Source organism: Streptomyces sp. NPDC042002 (assembly GCF_055588305.1).
Map to the genome: position 1 here is coordinate 16,393 of NZ_JBVJCT010000060.1, position 18,189 is coordinate 34,581.

General features: G+C 71.8%; 20 protein-coding genes and 1 riboswitch. Of the genes, 11 read left to right on the top strand and 9 right to left on the bottom strand.

Annotation, left to right across the window (positions count from 1 at the left end; all coding sequences use genetic code 11):
- Positions 1–247: 247 nt before the first annotated feature.
- Genes bioD through bioB form a run of 3 tightly spaced genes read right to left on the bottom strand, consistent with a single transcriptional unit; the run spans position 248 to position 3,528 of the window.
- Positions 248–964 carry a dethiobiotin synthase gene (gene bioD / locus ACZ6KY_RS40445; protein ID WP_469315249.1) on the bottom strand — a complete coding sequence of 239 codons (717 nt, stop codon included), beginning with the start codon at positions 962–964 and terminating at the stop codon, positions 248–250.
- Position 965: 1 nt separating this feature from the next.
- Positions 966–2,246 carry an adenosylmethionine--8-amino-7-oxononanoate transaminase gene (locus ACZ6KY_RS40450; RefSeq protein WP_469315250.1) on the bottom strand — a complete coding sequence of 427 codons (1,281 nt, stop codon included), beginning with the start codon at positions 2,244–2,246 and terminating at the stop codon, positions 966–968.
- Positions 2,239–3,528, bottom strand: coding sequence for a biotin synthase BioB (bioB, locus tag ACZ6KY_RS40455; RefSeq protein WP_469315251.1), 1,290 nt, complete (start codon positions 3,526–3,528; stop codon positions 2,239–2,241). Before bioB ends, ACZ6KY_RS40450 begins: the two co-directional genes overlap by 8 nt.
- 170 nt (positions 3,529–3,698) lie before the next feature.
- On the opposite strand from bioB, the gene ACZ6KY_RS40460 reads away from it, so the two are divergent.
- Positions 3,699–4,823 (top strand): 8-amino-7-oxononanoate synthase, encoded by a 1,125-nt coding sequence (locus tag ACZ6KY_RS40460; RefSeq protein ID WP_469315252.1) that lies wholly within the window; start codon positions 3,699–3,701, stop codon positions 4,821–4,823.
- 50 nt (positions 4,824–4,873) lie between these two features.
- On the opposite strand, the gene ACZ6KY_RS40465 is transcribed toward ACZ6KY_RS40460, so the two are convergent.
- Both ACZ6KY_RS40465 and ACZ6KY_RS40470 read right to left on the bottom strand, forming a co-directional pair.
- Complete coding sequence (locus ACZ6KY_RS40465) at positions 4,874–5,098, bottom strand: DUF397 domain-containing protein (protein WP_469315253.1); 225 nt, start codon at positions 5,096–5,098, stop codon at positions 4,874–4,876.
- An 11-nt stretch (positions 5,099–5,109) separates the two neighbouring features.
- Complete coding sequence (locus tag ACZ6KY_RS40470) at positions 5,110–5,967, bottom strand: helix-turn-helix domain-containing protein (protein WP_469315254.1); 858 nt, start codon at positions 5,965–5,967, stop codon at positions 5,110–5,112.
- Between the two features lie 211 nt (positions 5,968–6,178).
- Between ACZ6KY_RS40470 and ACZ6KY_RS40475 the strand changes: the two genes are divergently transcribed.
- A complete protein-coding gene (locus tag ACZ6KY_RS40475) occupies positions 6,179–6,637 on the top strand; it encodes an ATP-binding protein (protein WP_469315255.1) in 459 nt (152 codons plus the stop codon).
- Between the two features lie 88 nt (positions 6,638–6,725).
- Here the strand turns inward: ACZ6KY_RS40475 and ACZ6KY_RS40480 are convergent, their stop codons facing one another.
- A complete protein-coding gene (locus ACZ6KY_RS40480) occupies positions 6,726–7,664 on the bottom strand; it encodes a LysR family transcriptional regulator (protein WP_469315256.1) in 939 nt (312 codons plus the stop codon).
- Between the two features lie 108 nt (positions 7,665–7,772).
- On the opposite strand from ACZ6KY_RS40480, the gene ACZ6KY_RS40485 reads away from it, so the two are divergent.
- Entirely contained in the window at positions 7,773–8,429 is a 657-nt protein-coding gene (locus tag ACZ6KY_RS40485) for a LysE family translocator (protein ID WP_469315257.1), read from the top strand.
- A 70-nt stretch (positions 8,430–8,499) separates the two neighbouring features.
- On the opposite strand, the gene ACZ6KY_RS40490 is transcribed toward ACZ6KY_RS40485, so the two are convergent.
- From ACZ6KY_RS40490 to ACZ6KY_RS40500, 3 genes are all read right to left on the bottom strand, one after another.
- A complete protein-coding gene (locus ACZ6KY_RS40490; protein WP_469315258.1) occupies positions 8,500–8,973 on the bottom strand; it encodes a C40 family peptidase in 474 nt (157 codons plus the stop codon).
- A gap of 3 nt (positions 8,974–8,976) precedes the next feature.
- Positions 8,977–9,141, bottom strand: a riboswitch (cyclic di-AMP (ydaO/yuaA leader).
- A 369-nt stretch (positions 9,142–9,510) separates the two neighbouring features.
- A complete protein-coding gene (locus ACZ6KY_RS40495; protein WP_469315259.1) occupies positions 9,511–9,816 on the bottom strand; it encodes a hypothetical protein in 306 nt (101 codons plus the stop codon).
- Positions 9,817–9,823: 7 nt separating this feature from the next.
- Positions 9,824–10,459 carry an ATP-dependent Clp protease proteolytic subunit gene (locus ACZ6KY_RS40500; RefSeq protein ID WP_469315260.1) on the bottom strand — a complete coding sequence of 212 codons (636 nt, stop codon included), beginning with the start codon at positions 10,457–10,459 and terminating at the stop codon, positions 9,824–9,826.
- Positions 10,460–10,649: 190 nt separating this feature from the next.
- Between ACZ6KY_RS40500 and ACZ6KY_RS40505 the strand changes: the two genes are divergently transcribed.
- The 8 genes from ACZ6KY_RS40505 to ACZ6KY_RS40540 all read left to right on the top strand — a co-directional run bounded on the left by ACZ6KY_RS40505 (position 10,650) and on the right by ACZ6KY_RS40540 (position 18,053).
- On the top strand, positions 10,650–10,928 hold the full coding sequence (locus tag ACZ6KY_RS40505; protein ID WP_469315261.1) for a type II toxin-antitoxin system Phd/YefM family antitoxin: 279 nt from the start codon (positions 10,650–10,652) through the stop codon (positions 10,926–10,928).
- Positions 10,929–11,356: 428 nt separating this feature from the next.
- Positions 11,357–11,659 (top strand): urease subunit gamma, encoded by a 303-nt coding sequence (locus ACZ6KY_RS40510; RefSeq protein WP_103550668.1) that lies wholly within the window; start codon positions 11,357–11,359, stop codon positions 11,657–11,659.
- 16 nt (positions 11,660–11,675) lie between these two features.
- Positions 11,676–11,987: an urease subunit beta gene (locus tag ACZ6KY_RS40515; protein ID WP_401331882.1), complete on the top strand. Its 312-nt coding sequence runs from the start codon at positions 11,676–11,678 to the stop codon at positions 11,985–11,987.
- Positions 11,980–13,701: an urease subunit alpha gene (locus ACZ6KY_RS40520; protein ID WP_469315262.1), complete on the top strand. Its 1,722-nt coding sequence runs from the start codon at positions 11,980–11,982 to the stop codon at positions 13,699–13,701. The genes ACZ6KY_RS40515 and ACZ6KY_RS40520 overlap by 8 nt, the downstream gene beginning before the upstream one ends.
- Positions 13,701–14,375 (top strand): urease accessory protein UreF, encoded by a 675-nt coding sequence (locus tag ACZ6KY_RS40525; protein WP_469315263.1) that lies wholly within the window; start codon positions 13,701–13,703, stop codon positions 14,373–14,375. The genes ACZ6KY_RS40520 and ACZ6KY_RS40525 overlap by 1 nt, the downstream gene beginning before the upstream one ends.
- A gap of 466 nt (positions 14,376–14,841) precedes the next feature.
- A complete protein-coding gene (gene ureG, locus ACZ6KY_RS40530) occupies positions 14,842–15,519 on the top strand; it encodes an urease accessory protein UreG (RefSeq protein ID WP_469315266.1) in 678 nt (225 codons plus the stop codon).
- Positions 15,516–16,274 (top strand): urease accessory protein UreD, encoded by a 759-nt coding sequence (locus ACZ6KY_RS40535; protein WP_469315267.1) that lies wholly within the window; start codon positions 15,516–15,518, stop codon positions 16,272–16,274. Before ureG ends, ACZ6KY_RS40535 begins: the two co-directional genes overlap by 4 nt.
- Before the next feature lie 168 nt (positions 16,275–16,442).
- Positions 16,443–18,053, top strand: a complete 1,611-nt coding sequence (locus ACZ6KY_RS40540) for an alpha/beta hydrolase (protein ID WP_469315264.1) — start codon at positions 16,443–16,445, stop codon at positions 18,051–18,053.
- The last annotated feature ends 136 nt before the right edge of the window (positions 18,054–18,189 follow it).

The window sequence follows — 18,189 nt, forward strand, 5'->3', positions numbered from 1 at the left end:
CGCCTCTACGCCAAAGGGGCCGACGCCGATGCGCGGGCGGACGGGGTGAAGTCGCGCCGCCCTGCCACACATGTACGGGTGTTCCGGGCCGGAGCACCCGGGCGCGGGGTCCCGAGTTCGGGTCCGGGCTACGGGGCTACGGGGGTGCCGGGTTGCGCCGGGGTGCGGGGTGCGCCGGGTGCCCCAGGGTGCCGGGGTGCGGAAGGGAGCCGCTCGCTCCCCGCCGCGTCGCGAACGAGGACTTCCGTCAGATCCTGTGTACCGCCGCGAAGGCTTCCGCGTTCCAGCGGCCGCCCAGCCGGTGGTCAAGCCAACTCGGTGCCCCCGCACGGAAGTCGGCGGGCGAGTGGGACCCCGCGCCCGCCGGTACCGCGCCCAGCAGCGGCCCCCCGGACACCGCCGGGAGATCCGCGAGATTGCACCGCATCGCCAGATCGGGGGAGTCCGGCCAGCTGCCGATCACCACGCCCGCGAAGTCCAGCTCCCGCAGCCGCAGTTCACGGGCCGTCAGTTCTGTCGTGTTGAGCGTGCCAAGTCCCGCCGAAGCGACGACCAGCACGGGCGCGTCCAGCAGCCCGGCCACGTCCGCCAGTGTCCCGTCCTCGTCGTCGAACCGGACGAGCAGCCCGCCCGCGCCCTCGACCAGCACCAGATCGTGCTCGGTGGCCAGCTTGGCCGCGGCCTCCGCCGCCGACTGCGGGGACACCGCCGTGAGGCCGGCCCGCCGGGCGGCGGTCGCGGGCGCCAACGGCTCCGGGTAGCGGCCCAGTTCGAGCGTCGTGACGGCCCCCGCGAGCCGGGCGACCTCGTCGGCGTCGCCGCGCTCGTGCGGACGTACACCCGTCTGCGCGGGTTTCAGGACGGCCACGGACCGCCCGGCCGCGAGAGCCGTGGCGGCGACGGCGGCCGTGACGACCGTCTTGCCGACCTCCGTGCCCGTCCCCGTGATCACCAGTACCGCCATCTCAGCCCTCCCGCGCCGCCGCGCAGACCGCGCGTGTGATCCGTGCCAGGTCCGTGTCGCCCGTGACGTACGGCGGCATCGTGTAGACGAGGTCGCGGAACGGCCGCAGCCACACGCCCTCGCGCACCGCGGCCGCCGTCGCCGCCCTCATGTCCACCTCGTGGTCGAGCTGGACGACTCCGATCGCGCCGAGCACGCGGACGTCCCGGACGCCCGGCAGGGAGGCGGCCTCCGCGAGGCCGTCCCGCAGACCCGCCTCGATCCGCTTCACCTCGGTCCGCCAGTCCTGGCCCAGCAGCAGGTCGATCGACGCGCACGCCACCGCGGCGGCGAGCGGGTTGCCCATGAAGGTCGGGCCGTGCGCGAGCACCGGGACGTCGCCGCGCGAGATGCCGTCGGCCACCCGCGCGGTGCAGAGAGTCGCCGCCATCGTCAGGTAGCCGCCGGTCAGCGCCTTGCCGACACACATCACGTCCGGGGTCACGCCGGCGTGGTCCGCCGCGAACAGCTCACCCGTACGGCCGAAACCGGTCGCGATCTCGTCGAGGACCAGCAGCACGTCGTGCGCGTCGCAGGCCTCGCGCAGCACGCGCAGATACGCGGGGGAGTGGAAGCGCATCCCGCCCGCGCCCTGCACCACCGGCTCCACGATGACGGCGGCGAGCTCGTCGGCGTGCCGCCCGATCAGCTCGCGCAGATGGTCGGCGTACGACTCCTCGTACCCGGCCGGCGGCGCGTCGGCGAACACCTGGCGGTGGAGCACGCCCTGCCACAGCTCGTGCATCCCGCCCTCGGGGTCGCACACCGACATGGGCTGCCAGGTGTCCCCGTGATAGCCGCCCCGCCAGGTCAGCAGCCGCTGCTTGCCCGGACGGCCGAGCGAGCGCCAGTGCTGGAGGCACATCTTGACGGCGACCTCGACCGAGACCGAGCCGGAGTCGGCCAGGAAGACGTGCTCCAGACCCTCCGGCGAGATGTCGACCAGCCGCTTCGCCAACCGCACGGCGGGCTCGTGGGTGAGCCCGCCGAACATCACATGGCTCATGCGGTCGAGCTGGCCGCGTGCCGCGTCGTTCAGGACCGGGTGGTTGTAGCCGTGGATCGCCGACCACCAGGACGACATGCCGTCGATCAGCTCGCCCGTGCCGTCGGCCAGCCGCAGCCGGACCCCGCTCGCCGACTCCACGACCAGCGGGTCCTGGCGGCCGGGCATCGGCCCGTACGGATGCCAGACGTGCCGCCGGTCGAGGTCGAGCAGTTCCCGCACGGACAGGTCAGGCATTGGGCGCGAGATCCGTTCCGGCGCCACGGCGACGCACGGAGACGAGGTCCGTACGGGCGTCGGCGGGCGCCGTGGCCGCAGCCGCGGGCACCTTGACCGGAGCCGCGGGCACCTCGGCCTGAGCTGTGAGTGTCTCGCTCGGAGCCGCGGAGGCCGAACCGCACACCCCGCCGCCCTCCTGGGACCCGCAGCCGGCCTCGGCGTGCGATCCGCATCCCGCGCCGCCGTGCGATCCACAGCCGGCCTCGGCGTGCGATCCGCACCCGCCGCCGGACGGCGCGCGGTGCTCCGGCAGCGTCACCTCGCCCGCGTTCTCCACCTCGAAACCGGCGTCCGCGATCATCTCCAGGTCGGCCTTGCCCGCCTGGCCCTCACTGGTGAGGTAGTCACCGAGGAAGATCGAGTTGGCGAGGTGCAGGGCGAGCGGCTGGAGGGTGCGCAGGTGCACCTCGCGGCCGCCGGCGATACGGACCTCGACGTCCGGGCAGACGAACCGGACCATGGCGAGAATGCGCAGACAGCGCTGCGGGGTGAGGTTCCACTCCTTGGCGAGCGGGGTGCCCTCGAACGGGATCAGGAAGTTCACCGGAACGGAGTCAGGGTCGAGCTCGCGCAGCGCGTACACGACGTCGACGAGGTCCTCGTCCGACTCGCCCATGCCCGCGATCAGCCCCGAGCAGGCGGACAGCCCCGCCGCGTGCGCCTTCTGGACGGTGTCCACCCGGTCGGCGTACGTGTGGGTGGTCGTGATCTCCCCGTACGTCCCCTCGGACGTGTTCAGGTTGTGGTTGTAGGCGTCCGCGCCCGCCGCGCGCAGCCGCTCGGCCTGGCCGTCGGAGAGCAGGCCGAGGCACGCGCACACCTCGACGTTCTCGTTCTGGTCCTTGATCGCCTTGATGGTGTCGGAGACCCGGTCCACGTCACGGTCGCTCGGGCCGCGCCCGCTGGCCACCAGGCAGACCCGCTTGGCGCCCCCGGCGAGCCCGGCCGCCGCGGCCCGGGAGGCCTCGTCGGGCTTGAGCCAGCTGTACTTGAGGATGCCGGCCGTGGAGCCGAGGCGCTGCGAGCAGTACGAGCAGTCCTCCGGGCACAGGCCCGACTTCAGGTTGACGAGATAGTTCAGTTTCACCCGTCGGCCGAACCAGTGCCGGCGCACCTTGCCGGCCGCGGCCACCACGTCCAGCACGTCGTCGTCGGAGGTGGCCAGTACGGCCAGCGCCTCTTCGCGGGTCGGCAGCTCGCGCCGAAGCCCCTTGTCCACCAGCGTGTTCAGCAGGTCCATGAGGTCCGATCCTGGACCATGCGACCGCTCTCGGCCAAGGAGAGTTTGCACAACAGAGATGGTTCGACGTGTGGGTATTGCCACATCTCGGGCCGCCGGAGCGACCGCTAGGGTCTGTTCACTGCCTACAAAACACCGCCACCGCACCAGCGGCGAGCCCCGGAGGACACATGGCGTTCGGCTGGATCGACGAGCAGGCCGAGGCGCGCCGCAGGGCCGGACTCGTGCGTACGTTGCGCCCGCGCCCCGCCGACTCGCCGCTCCTCGACCTCGCGAGCAACGACTACCTCGGACTCGCCCGCCATCCGGAGGTCACCGAGGGCGCGGCCCGTGCCGCGCGTACGTGGGGCGGCGGCGCGACGGGCTCCCGGCTCGTCACCGGCACCACCGAACTGCACGGGGAACTGGAACGCGAACTGGCCGATTTCTGCGGCTTCGAATCCGCGCTCGTCCTGTCCTCGGGCTACGCGGCCAACCTGGCCGCCGTCACCGCGCTCGCGCCGCACGGCTCACTGGTCGTCTCGGACGCGGGCAACCACGCCTCCCTGATCGACGGCTGCCGGCTGGCCCGCGGCACCACACAGGTGGTCGGCCACGCGGACCCCGACGGCGTGCGCAAGGCGCTCGGCACCCACGACGGACCCGCCGTCACCGTCTCCGACACGGTCTTCTCGGTGGACGGCGACGCGGCACCGCTCATCGAACTCGCCCTCGCCTGCCGGGAGTTCGGCGCCGGACTGATCGTCGACGACGCGCACGGACTCGGTGTCCTGGGCGACGGCGGCAGGGGCGCTCCGCACGCGGCGGGGCTCGCGGGGGACCCGGACGTCGTCGTGACGCTCACGCTCTCCAAGTCGCTCGGCAGCCAGGGCGGCGCCGTCCTCGGCCCGGCGGCGGTCATCGACCATCTCGTCAACGCGGCGCGCACCTTCATCTTCGACACCGGTCTGGCGCCGGCGGCGGCGGGCGCGGCGCTGGCGGCACTGCGGCTGCTGCGCCGCGAACCGCAGCGGGCGGCGCGGGCGCGCGAGGTGGCCACGGCACTGCACACCCGGCTGACGGCGGAGGGTCTCTCCGCGGTACGACCCGACGCCGCGGTCGTCTCCGTGCGGGCACCGTCCCCCGAACGGGCGGTGCGATGGGCGGCCGACTGCCGCGAGGCGGGCCTCGCTGTCGGCTGTTTCCGTCCCCCGTCGGTGCCCGACGGTGTTTCGCGACTGCGGCTGACGGCCCGCGCGGACCTCACCGAGGAGCAGATCGAGCACGCGGTGGACGTGATCAGCCGGAACCGGTGAACCGGTGAGGTGCTCCGCCGGTGAACCGGTGGAGCGGTGAACCGTGCGGGTCAGTTCAGCCCGGTGATGAACTCCTCCCAGACGCCGGGGGTGAACACCAGGGCCGGGCCCGCCGTGTCCTTGGAATCGCGCACCGCGACCATTCCGGACCAGGGTCCGGAGCCCGGGCGTGCTGTCTCGACGCAGTTGTTCATCCCGGTACTGCGGCTGCTGCGCAGCCATCGCACATCGTGCAGTGAAGTGCTGGAGGGTACGTACCGAGGCATTGCGGACATGACGTGCCTCCTTACGCGCCGTCACCTATCCCGGCGATGTAGTCCAACGAGTCCTCGGGCGAAAGGGCGTGGAACTGAAGGGCGTTGAAGGCCTCGGCGTAGGCCTGGAGGTCTTCTTTCCGTTCGAGATGGAGGCTACTCGTCAAGTGGTCGAGAACAACCACATCCAGATCAGTTGTGTTCGGAAATGAGAAAATAACGAAAGGGCCGGTCACTCCGATGTGTGCTCCGGCGGCGAACGGCAGTACCTGGAGCCGTACTTGAGGCAAGGCGGCGGCCTCTGCCAGCCGGCGCAGCTGGCGTGCCATGACATCGGGGCCGCCCACCTCCCGTCGTAACACCGCCTCGTCCAGGACGGCGGACAGTTCCAGCGGCGGGTCCGAACGCAGCACGTCCTGCCGGGCCAGGCGCACCTCGACCAAGGCGTCGAGCTTGCTCTCCTCCAGTCCGTCCACGGCGGCCCGCGTCACCGCGCGGGCGTACTCCGGCGTCTGGAGCAGCCCGGGTACGACAGAGGTCTCCAAGGTGCGCATACCGCTGGCTCCCGACTCCAGACTGATGAAGTCGCGGTACGCCGGCGGGAGTACCCCGCGGTACGCGTGCCACCAGTGATGGCGGCCGTTGCCCTCGGATCCCGCCAACACGACGAGGAGCTCGCGCAGTTCCGGATCCTCGACGCCGTACGCGTCCAACAGACGCTCCACGTCGGCCGGTTTCACCCCGCTGGTGCCGGTTTCGATGCGGCTCACCTTCGACTGGTGCCAGCCGAGCAGGCGGGCCGCCTCGCCGCTCGTGAGGCCCGAGCCCGCGCGCAGCGCGCGCAGTTCGGCGCCGAGCTTGCGGCGGCGTACCGCGGGACCGTGCTGCATGGCTGTTCTCCTTACTCCTTCCAAGTCGCCCGAATACGCTCTGCCGACGCAGAGTTCACCGCATCGAGCGACAGATATATGCATTACTCGGTGGATCGCACCCGCGACCGGCCCGGTAATGGCAGTCTGGCGCAAGCACCAGTCCGGGACCGTACTCGAACCATCCGCTCGGTGTCGGGTTCCGGTCCCGTGGGAAAGGGACGACGTCGCCATGGCAGATCACCAGGAAGCATCCGTCACGCTGCCGAGCGAGCCGGCCTCGGTTTCCGTGGCCCGTAAATTCGTCGCCGAAGTGCTGGCCGAATGGGGCCTGCCGCGTGACTGCGAAGTCGCCGATACCGTGCGCCTGATCGTGTCCGAACTGGCCACCAACGCCGTCCAGCACACGTTCGGGCAGTCGCCCACCTTCACGGTCGGCGTTCGTCTCGACCGGGAGGAGCGCCTGCGCATCGGTGTCACCGACAGCCATCCGCGCTTTCCGAAGCGGCTGCCCGCGGCTGTCCAGCAGGACAACGGCCGGGGCATGGTGATCATCCGCTGGCTGACCGCCGAATGCGGCGGCAGACTCACCGTCCGGCCCACCCGTGAGGGCGGCAAGACGGTCTCCATCGAACTCCCGTGGACGGTACCGGTCCAGCCGGTGCCGGCCGGGGGGCCTCAAGAGCCCTGAGCACCCGTCGTGCGGGCAGGCGGTGCGGACAAGCCGTTCGGGCGGCCCGTTCGGACACCGCGCTCGAACGGGTCGATCGGTCAGCCCCTCAGACCTCCGGGCGGTTGCCGGTCCTGTGCTGGCCGGCCCGCCCGAAGGCGCCGCGCAGCAGGGCACGGAACGCGTCGGCCGCGGGTGCCGTCACATCCGTCCGGTGGACGACCGAGATCGTACGGCGCAGATCTCCCGGCTCCAGCAGCCGCGTCCCCACCGGTGTCGCCGCGGTCGCCGCCACCATCTCCGGTACGACCGCGATCCCGAGCCCGGCGCTGACCAGCGCGCACACCAGGGCGTATCCCGGGGTCTCGACGAGCACCGCCGGCGTGGCCCCCGCCCGGGCGAGCGCGGCCTCCACGGCCTGCCGGGGAGGATGGTCCGGGGCCATGCTGATCAGCGGCTGCCCGGCCAGCTCGGCGAGCGGCAGCCGGGCCGAACCGCCCGCGAGGAGGTGACCGGGAGCGGTCACCAGCACCAGTTCCTCGACCAGGACCGGCTCGACGCCCACGGACGACGGGAGCGGGACCGGCGGGGCGGGCTGGTAGGTGTGGGTGAGCGCCAGGTCCACCTCGCCGGCCGCGACCGCCGCGATCCCGTGCGGAGGTTCGTAGTCGGCGACCGCGAGGGCCACGTCAGGGTGGGCCCGCCGGAAGGCGCTGAGCACGGGCGGCAGCAGATGGATGCCGGCCGTCTGGAAGGTGCCGAGCCGCAGTGTGCCGCCCGACAGTCCCGTCAGACGGGCCAGTTCGTGCCGGGCCAGCTCCATCTCGTCGAGGACCCGGCGGGCCCGCACGACCAGCAGCTCACCCGCGCCGGTGAGCCGTGTCCCGCGATGGGAGCGCACCAGCAGTGTCGCCCCCGCCTCCCGCTCCAGCTTCGCCACCTGCTGGGACAGGGCCGGCGGCGTGTAACCGAGGCGTTCGGCGGCCCGGGTGATCGACCCCGCCTCGGCGACCGCCACCAGCGCCGCGAGCCGCGTCGGGTCGTACATCGCGCCTCCCCGGCCCGGCGGCACCCTGCCGGGTCTAAACGATTGCTTAAGACCCGCCCAGGATATTCGACATACCTGCTGAAGGCCCGGGCCGGGCAGCCTGGGGGCATGGACGCACAGCTCATCGCCTTCACGGGAGTCGCCGCGGGCATGGTCGCCATGCCCGGCGCGGACTTCACCGTCGTCGTGCGCAACGCCCTCGTCTCACGCCGGGCCGGAGTCGCGTGCGCCCTCGGCATCGCGGGCGGACTGCTGCTCCACACCGCGCTCGCGGTCGCCGGGGTCGCCGCGGTCCTCACCGCAGTCCCGGCGCTGTTCCGGACGCTCCAACTGCTCGGCGGCGCCTATGTGCTGTACCTGGGCCTGCGCACGCTCCGCTCACTGGGCCGTCCGCGCGGGCCGGCGGCCGATGAGGTCGGCCCGCTTCCGGGCGCCCCGGTGGTGGCGGAGGCGGCCGGGCCGGGTGCGCGTCCGCTGCGGCAGGGCTTCGTCACCAACGCGCTCAACCCGAAGGCGCCCATCACCTTCCTGAGCCTGCTACCGCAGTTCGTGCCCGCGGGCAGCCCCGCGATGCCGCGGACGCTGCTGCTGGCGCTGATCGTGGTCGTTCTGGCCCTGGTGTGGTTCCCGGCGGTCGCGCTGCTGGTGGACCGGCTCGGACGGTGGCTGCGCGGGCCGCGCGCCGCCCGCGCCGTGGAGGGCGTCACCGGCGGCGCGCTCACCGTTCTGGGCCTCGTGCTCGTGCTGGAGCCTCTGACGAGCTGAGACGGCGTCTCAGCGGCCGGGAGAAGGCCCGAACCGGGGCGGCGCGGTCCGCCGCCCCCGTTGGACAGGGTCAGCCGACCCTGCCGTACCAGACGCTTCTCGTCCAGATCCTCTCGAGTTTCACCACTTGCCCGGTCTTCGGGGAGTGCCAGATCTTTCCCTTCCCGGCGTAGATGCCGACGTGGTACACGTTCCGGCCCGAGTGGAAGAACACGAGGTCACCGGCCTCGCGGTGCGAGGCCGAGACGTGGTGCGTCTTGTTGTACTGCGCCGCGGCCGTACGAGGCAGCTTCTTGCCCGCCTTCTTGTACGAGTAGAGCGTGAGCCCGGAGCAGTCGAAGCGGTGCGGTCCCGTGGCGCCCCACTGGTACGGGGAGCCGTGCTTCGACGCCGCGACCTGGAGTGCCCTCGTCGCAGGGGTGGCCGCCTCGGCGTCGGGTGCGACGCCGGGGACCACGAGGCTGCCGCCCACGGCGGCAAGAGTGAGCGCCGAGGCCGTACCGGCCCGGGTCCACAGCGACGGGACACGATTGAGCGCAGTCATGCGCAACCCTTCGTCAGCCGCCTGTGAAGGATGACCTGTCGGATTCGGGCTGGCGAAGTTGCCCGGCCGCAGCTGCGGCTTCACCCCAAGGACCGCCCGGAACTGTTCCGGCGACCCGTCTAGCTGGGTCCTCCACTCCTGCCGATGCACATCTGTCGACCGGTCATCCGGGCGGCGGCAGGACTCGGCGTCCGCCCGGACCGCCCCGCCGCTGCGGCGGGGGCTTGTCGTCGAAAGGGATCTTCACTCATGAGTGTCGGAAATACCGAGCGGAACCGGCGTTTTGTGGGCTTACTCACCACTCACCCGTTCGGGTGGACACCCCTCTGTTCGAGGGGGTGTTGGAGACATCGACGAGGCCCGCACCTGCGGTGAAGGGCTTCATCCCGCCTTCCTGGTCCGCGTGTTGCGCAACTTGGAGGGGTCGCAGAAAGGATCGTTCACTACGCCATCGGGGGGTACACCATCCGGTCCGTTTGAGTCCCGGGCCGGACACCACGGAACCTCGGCGCGTGCCGGCACCGGGGTGGGGGTCCGTCAACTGCCGGGCTCGGGCGGCACGGTGACCCGGGCCGCCCGTCGTTCGCCGTCGAGAACCCGCAGCGCCTGAGCCAGCGTCGGGGCGTGCACCTCGCTCTCGCCCCGCTGGTGCATCAGCGTGAGCGCGTCCCTCAGGGCCACGGCCTGGCCGACCAGTGCCTGAGCCGCCCTCAGGCCGCGATAGGTGTCTCCGGGACGGGACGGGTTGATACGGCCGACCAGGTCGACCACGTCGAGGTAGCGGTCGATCAGCTCGGCCTCGGCGCGGGTCAGCGCCGGCAGCGGGGGGAGGTCCGGGATCATCGGCCGCTCACCTCGCGCCGGGCGTCTCGAGCGAGGCCCTGCGGCCCGGGACGATCCGGTCGATCAGTCCGTAGGCCAGCGCCGCCTGCGCGTCGAGGATCTTGTCGCGCTCGATGTCCGCGGTGACCCGCTCCGGGCTCTGTCCCGTGTGCCGTACGAGCATCTCCTCAAGGAGCTCGCGGGTGCGTGCCAACTCCTCGGCCCGGATGACCAGATCGCTCGTCCGCCCCTGGACCGGCTCCGGGACCGACGGCTGGTGGAGGAGGACGCGGGCTCCCGGCAGGGCGAGCCGCTTGCCCGGAGCGCCGCAGGCCAGCAGGACGGCCGCGGCCGACGCCGCCTGGCCGAGGCAGACCGTCTGGACGTCGCAGGTGACGAACCGCATCGTGTCGTAGATCGCGGTCATCGCGCTGAAGGAGCCGCCCGGGGAGTTGACGTAAAGGCGGATGTCCTGCTCGGGCGCCTGGTGTTCGAGGTACATGAACTGCGCCGTCACATCGTTCGCCGAGGTGTCGTCGATCGGCGTCCCGAGGAACACGATCCGCTCGCTGAGCAGCTTCGAGTACGGATCCGGCGTCCGGTGCCCCGCGCTGGTGCGTTCGGTGAACTCGGGCAGGACATGGCGGGCGGACGGACTGTCCATGGCGCGCGCCTCCTCAGGTCGACGTCCGTAAAAAATGTACAGGACGTACGTCTCGGTGGAAGGGGGTCATGCCGAGAGCGAAAACGGCGGTTCCGCTCGACCGGGAGGCGGCGAAGGGGCGTCGTGTCCCGTCGGCCGACGGGATCTTGTACCCCGCGCAGTGCCGGAGGCCCGGTCTAAGCTGGACGTCATGGCCTACGAGATTCCGGTGACGCAAGCCAGGGCTGAGCTCGCCGAACTGATCAACCGCGTCGTGTACGGCGGTGAGCGCGTCGTCGTGACGCGGCACGGGAAGCCTCTCGCCGCCCTGGTCTCCGCCGCCGACCTGGAGCGCCTCGAAAAACTCCAGGAGCCCGCGGACGATCAGGTGATCAGCGCTCTGTCCAGCGTCCGCGAGGTGGCGTCCGCGCCCCGCGAACGCCAGCGGTTCGGCATCGCCGCGGAGCACCGGGGGCCCAGCGCCTCCTAGCCGCCCGCGCTGGACCGCGACCGCGGCCACTGCCGCGCTCCGGGACGGCCCCCACGCTCCGGGACCGCCCCGCGTTCCGGGACCGTCTCCGCGACCGCGGGCTTTGACCGTCCTCACCGCGGCGGCCACGGCGCCGCTCCCGGGACCCTCCCCGGGTACGGCCGCGCAGTATGCCGTATACGGTCCGGCCCTGGACGGCCTCGCTGCTCGCCGGGGTGCCGGCGCGGCCCGGTCGAGCGGAACCGGCGAAGCGGGACCGCCTCGCGGGCCCGACGGCGTCCTTCCGCCCGGCCCTGGAGGGATCCCAGGCTGGTTAACGTCCTCGAAACTCCGGCCAACTAGCGTGCCCATCCACGCCACCAGGGGTTTTGGTGGCTGCGGCCGCCGGGCCCCGCACGGTCCGGAGCGAGGATGTGAGGTGGGACGCCGTGCAACTGACCCCGCACGAGCAGGAGAGGCTGCTGATCCATGTGGCAGCCGATGTCGCCGAGAAGCGCCGGGCCCGCGGACTGAGACTGAACCACCCCGAGGCCGTCGCCCTGATCACGTCGCACATCCTCGAAGGCGCCCGTGACGGCCGTACCGTCGCCGAGCTGATGTCCTCCGGACGCAAGATCCTCACCCGGGACGACGTCATGACGGGCATCCCCGAGATGATCCACGACGTCCAGGTCGAGGCGACCTTCCCGGACGGCACCAAGCTCGTCACCGTCCACGACCCGATCGTCTGACGGGGGAGCGAGCGCCATGATTCCCGGAGAGATCCTCTTCGCCGAGGAGCCCGTCGTCTTCAACGAGGGCCGTGCGGTCACCCGGCTGACCGTCCTCAACGCCGCCGACCGCCCCGTCCAGGTCGGCTCCCACTACCACTTCGCCGAGGCCAACCCCGGTCTGGACTTCGACCGCGGCGCCGCGCGCGGCAAGCGGCTCAACGTCGCCGCGGGCACCGCCGTGCGCTTCGAGCCCGGGATCCCCGTCGACGTCGAACTCGTCCCGCTGGCCGGCGCCCGTGTGGTGCCCGGACTGCGCGGGGAGACCGGAGGTGCCCTCGATGCCTGAGATCTCGCGTGCCGCGTACGCCGACCTGTTCGGCCCGACGACCGGCGACCGGATCCGCCTCGCCGACACCGACCTGCTGATCGAGATCGAGGAGGACCGTTCCGGCGGGCCAGGACTCGCCGGCGACGAGGCGGTGTTCGGCGGCGGCAAGGTCATCCGGGAATCCATGGGCCAGGCCCGCGCTACGCGCGCGGACGGCACCCCGGACACGGTCGTCACCGGTGTCGTGATCGTCGACCACTGGGGGATCGTCAAGGCCGACGTCGGCATCCGCGACGGCCGGATCTCCGGCATCGGCAAGGCCGGCAACCCGGACACCATGGACGGGGTCCATCCCGACCTGGTGATCGGGCCCGAGACCGAGATCATCTCGGGCAACGGGCGGATCCTGACCGCGGGCGCCATCGACGCGCACGTCCATCTGATCTGTCCGCAGATCGCCGACGAGGCGCTCGCCTCCGGCATCACGACGCTCGTCGGCGGTGGCACGGGCCCCGCCGAGGGCTCCAAGGCGACCACCGTCACGCCCGGTCCCTGGCATCTGGCCCGGATGCTGGAGTCGATGGAGGGGTACCCGCTCAACTTCGGTCTGCTCGGCAAGGGCAACACCGTCTCGCACGACGCGATGCTGTCGCAGATCCGGGGCGGCGCGCTCGGCCTGAAGATCCACGAGGACTGGGGCTCGACGCCCGCCGCGATCGACGCCGCGCTCACCGTCGCCGACCGCACCGGCATCCAGGTCGCCATCCACACCGACACCCTCAACGAGTCCGGGTTCGTCGCCGACACCCTCGCCGCCATCGCGGGACGGGGCATCCACGCGTACCACACGGAGGGCGCGGGCGGCGGGCACGCGCCGGACATCATGTCCGTGGTCTCCGAGTCGTACGTGCTGCCCAGCTCCACCAACCCGACCCGGCCGTACACCGTCAACACCGCCGAGGAACACCTCGACATGCTGATGGTCTGCCACCACCTGAACCCGGCGGTGCCGGAGGACCTGGCCTTCGCCGAGTCCCGTATCCGGCCGTCGACCATCGGGGCCGAGGACATACTCCACGACCTCGGCGCCATCTCGATCATCTCCTCGGACTCCCAGGCCATGGGCCGCGTCGGCGAGGTCATCATGCGGACCTGGCAGACGGCCCATGTGATGAAGCGGCGCCGGGGCGCGCTGCCGGGCGACGGACGCGCGGACAACCGTCGCGTACGTCGCTATGTCGCCAAATACACGATCAACCCGGCGCTGGCGCAAGGGCTGGCCCGCGAGATCGGCTCCGTGGAGACCGGCAAGCTCGCCGACCTGGTGCTGTGGGAGCCCGCGTTCTTCGGGGTCAAGCCGCACCTCGTCATCAAGGGCGGGATGATCGCGTACGCGCAGATGGGTGACGCCAACGCGTCCATCCCGACGCCGCAACCGGTGCTGCCCCGGCCGATGTTCGGGGCGATCGGGCGGGCGCCGGCCGCGAACTCCTTCAACTTCGTGGCGCCGCTCGCGATCGAGGACGGGCTGCCGGAACGGCTCTCGCTCGGCAAGCGGTTCGTCGCCATCGAGTCGACGCGGGCGGTGACCAAGGCCGACATGCGGGAGAACGACGCACGGCCCGAGGTGCGGATCGACCCCGACAGCTTCGCCGTGCACATCGACGGGGAACTCGTCGAGGCGACTCCGGCCGCCGAACTGCCCATGGCCCAGCGTTACTTCCTCTTCTGATGTCCCGGGCAGCGCTTCTCGTCCTGGCGGACGGCCGCTTTCCCGCCGGGGGGCACGCGCACTCCGGCGGGGCCGAGGCGGCCGTCAAGGCCGGGCGGATCACGGGAGCGGCGACCCTGGAGGACTTCTGCCGGGGCCGGCTGCACACGACCGGACTCGTCTCGGCCGCGCTGGCGGCGGCGGGCGCGCTCGGGGTCGACCCGGTGGTCCTGGACGCGGCCGCCGACGCTCGCACACCCTCGCTCGCGCTGAGGGTCACCGCGCGTCGGCTGGGACGGCAGCTCATGCGGGCGGCCAGGGCCACCTGGCCGTCCGCCGAACTCGACGCACTGGCAGGGGAGTTCCCCAAGGGCGCCCATCAGCCGGTGGTGCTGGGCGTGGCGGCGCGGGCTGCCGGCCTTGGGCCCGAGGACGCCGCGTACTGCTCGGCGTACGAATGCGTCAGCGGGCCGGCCTCGGCGACGGTGCGGTTGCTGAGCCTTGATCCGTTCGACGCGACGGCCGCGCTGGCCCGGCTCGCGCCGGAACTGGATGTCGTCGCCCACGCGGCGGCGAGTGCGGCGCGGCGGGTCCTCGACGACGGGGTCGAGGCGCTTCCCGCGGCGTCGGCGCCGCTCCTGGAGATCAGCGCGGAGGCGCACGCGGCCTGGCCGGTACGCCTCTTCGCGTCATAGCGAGCGTGGACTTCCCTGTCGCCGGGAGCCCGCGGGCCCTCAACTCGCCGGGCGTCTCGGTCCTCTCGGTCCTCTCGGATCGGATTGCCGGGAGGCCGCGGGACCTCACGACGGAGGGAGTCTGCGGGCCTTCGCGTCGCGGGGGTTTGCGGGTCTTCGCGGTGCGGGGAAGCCTGCGGGTCCTCGGGTCGGGGGGAGTCCACGGGTCTTCGCGGCGCGGAGATTCCTCGGAACTCCACATCACAGCAAGCAAGCAAGCCTGCGGGGTGGCCGCCGTCGGCGCGGGCGCCCCTTGGCCCACCAACCTTCCCGAAGGTGTCGGTCCCGCTCGATCCGTCGGGGGACCCATGACCTCCGGGGCAGTCGCCCTCAGAACCCCGTCGCCGGCCCCGAAAGGCACTGGTCCGTGTACGACGGACAGGCCGCCTCGCGGCCGGCGCGGGCCGAACGAAGCTGGAGCCGTACCGTGCATCTCGACCACACTCACGACGGGCCGTCCGCGATCAGCGCCGATGCCCACCGGCCCGACGGCACGCGCCGCGCCCTGCGCATAGGGCTCGGCGGACCCGTCGGTTCCGGGAAGACAGCCACCGTCGCCGCGCTCTGCCGGGCGCTGCGCGACGAGCTCTCCCTCGCCGTCGTCACCAACGACATCTACACCCGCGAGGACGCCGAATTCCTGCTGCGGGAAGCGGTGTTGCCGCCGGAGCGGATCGCCGCCGTCGAGACGGGCGCGTGCCCGCACACCGCGATCCGGGACGACATCTCCGCGAACCTCGAAGCCGTCGAGGACCTGGAGGACGCGATCGGGCCGCTGGATCTGATCCTCGTGGAGTCCGGCGGCGACAACCTCACCGCGACCTTCTCCAAGGGGCTCGTCGACGCGCAGATCTTCGTGATCGACGTCGCGGGCGGGGACGACATCCCGCGCAAGGGCGGCCCCGGGGTCACGACGGCCGACCTGCTCGTCGTGAACAAGACCGACCTGGCTCCGTATGTCGGCTCCGACCTGGGACGGATGGCGACCGACGCCAAGGCGCAGCGGGCCGAACTGCCCGTGGTCTTCCAGTCGCTCAGGACCGAGAGCGGCGTCACGGCGGTCGCCGGCTGGGTGCGGGAACGGCTCGCCGCGTGGACGGCATGACGACGGCGGGAGTGCGCGCGACCGCGCGGATCGAGGCCAGGGACGACGGCCGGGGCGGGACCTCGCTGCCGGTGCTGGACGGAGAGGGGCCGCTCGCCCTGCGCCGGATCCGGAGCACCGGGTCCGAGGCGCGCGTGATGCTGGTCGGGGCGATGAGCGGACCGCTCGGCGGCGACCACCTCGCCGTCGAGGCCCGGGTCGGTCCGGGCGCGCGACTGCGGGTCGGTTCGGCCGCCGCCACCATCGCCCTGCCCGGACAGGCCAAGGGCGAGGCCCGCTACGACGTACGCCTCGACGTCGCCGACGGAGGTGAACTCGCCTGGCTGCCGGAGCAGTTGATCTCCGCCGGTGGCAGTGAACTGTGCGTGTCCTCGCGCGTCGACCTGCGGGGCGGCGCCCGGCTCGTCTTCCGGGAGGAGCAGGTGCTCGGGCGGGTGGGAGAGGAACCCGGGCGGCTCACCAGCCGTCTCACCGTGCGGCGCGACGGACGGGCCCTGCTCGACCAGGAGTTGGCGTGCGGTCCGGGCGCGCCCGGCGGCTGGGACGGGCCCGCTGTCCTCGCGGGACATCGGGCCCTCGGGCAACTCGTCGTCGTACGACCTGAGTTCGAGCAGCAGGTGCCCGCGGCGCGGCTGCTGGGCGAGTACGCGGCACTCACCCCGCTCGCCGGGCCCGCTGTGCTCGTGACCGCGCTCGCCCCCGACGCGCTGCTGCTGCGGAGGGTGCTGGACACGGCTATGCGCGATCTCACGTGACGTCAATTGTCTTTGTGAGAAGGCGGATTCACGCCAGAGTCACCGCTCAACGGAACACGGCGCACCGGCTATCGGATTGGTAAAGAACACCGGTCACGTCTGTCCCCAGGGACCCCGCAGCAGAAAGGATTCCCGTATCCATCGCAACGATGTACGGGGAGGTCACACTTGAGGTCCAAGAGACCGACGAAACGGGTGGCAGCGCTCGGTTCGGCCGGAGCGCTCGTCACCGCGACCCTGATAGCCGGAGCCGTCGCGGCCCCGTCGGCCACCGCCGACTCGCGACAGGGCCGGAGCCACGGGCAGAACCGCGAGCAGCACGGGGCGGCCATCGCCGCGGAGCGGGCCGCGAAGGCCGGGATCGACTGGCAGGACTGCCCGGCGGACTGGGGCTTCGAGAAGCCGATCCAGTGCGGCTGGGTCAGCGTGCCGCTGGACTACGCGCACCCCTACGGCAAGCAGATCAAGCTGGCCGTGGACCGCATCGGGAACACCGGCACCAAGGAGGAGCGCCAGGGCGCGCTCGTCTACAACCCGGGCGGCCCCGGTGCCTCGGGCATGCGCTTCCCGCGCCGGGTCACCACCAAGAGCCCCCTGTGGGTGAACACCGCGAAGGCGTACGACTTCGTGGGCTTCGACCCGCGTGGTGTCGGCCACTCGGCGCCCATCTCCTGCATCGACCCGCAGGAGTTCGTGAAGGCGCCCAAGGCGGACCCGGTCCCGGACTCCGAGGCGGACAAGCGCGTCCAGCGCAAGCTGGCCGCGGAGTACGCGGACGGCTGTGCCCAGCGCAGCGGCAAGGCCGTGCTGGAGCAGATGACCACGCCCAACACGGCGCGCGACCTCGATGTCATCCGGGCCGGGCTCGGCGAGAAGAAGCTCAACTACCTGGGCGTCTCGTACGGCACGTACCTCGGCGCCGTCTACGGCACGCTCTTCCCCGGGCACGTGCGCCGCATGGTCGTCGACAGTGTCGTGAACCCGGCGCGCTCGAACATCTGGTACCAGGCCAACCTGGAGCAGGACATCGCGTTCGAGGGCCGCTGGAAGGACTGGGAGGACTGGGTCGCCAAGAACGACGCGGCCTTCCACCTCGGTGACACCCGCGCCAAGGTGCAGGACCAGTGGCTGAAGCTGCGGGCCACCGCGAAGAAGAGCCCGCTGGGTGGCGTCGTCGGCCCCGCCGAGCTGATCTCCTTCTTCCAGAGCGCCCCGTACTACGACTCCTCGTGGGTGCCGGTCGCCTCGGTGTTCAGCAAGTACGTCGCCGGTGACACCCAGGCGCTCGTCGACGCCGCGGCCCCCGACCTGACCGACACGGCGGGCAACATCACGTCGGAGAACAGCAACGCCGTGTACACGGCCGTCGAGTGCGCCGACGCCCAGTGGCCCACCAGCTGGCAGAAGTGGGACCGGGACAACACGCGGCTCAACACGCAGTATCCGTTCATGACATGGGCGAATGCGTGGATGAACTTGCCCTGTGCGAGTTGGGGCGCCAAGCAGCAGTCCCCGGTGGAGGCGAAGACCGGCAGGGGTCTGCCGGCCGTCCTCATCGTGCAGTCCACGAATGACGCCGCCACTCCGTACCCCGGTGCCGTCGAACTGCACAAGCGGTTCAAGGGCTCCCGCCTGATCACCGAGCAGGGCGCGGGCTCACACGGTGTGACCGGTCTGGTCAACCCGTGCATCAACGGGCGGGTGGACGACTACCTGCTCACCGGCAGGACGGACGCCGCCGACGTGACGTGCGCGCCGCACGCCACTCCGCAGCCGTAGTCCCCAGCGCACGAGGGGGGGGGGGGGGGGGGGGGGGGGGGGGCCGCCCCCCCCCCCCCCCCCCCCAACCCTGTCCCAGCGATCCGCTTGGGAACGCTCACGCGCATGATAGGTGAGGTCTTGCGGCCTATGTTTT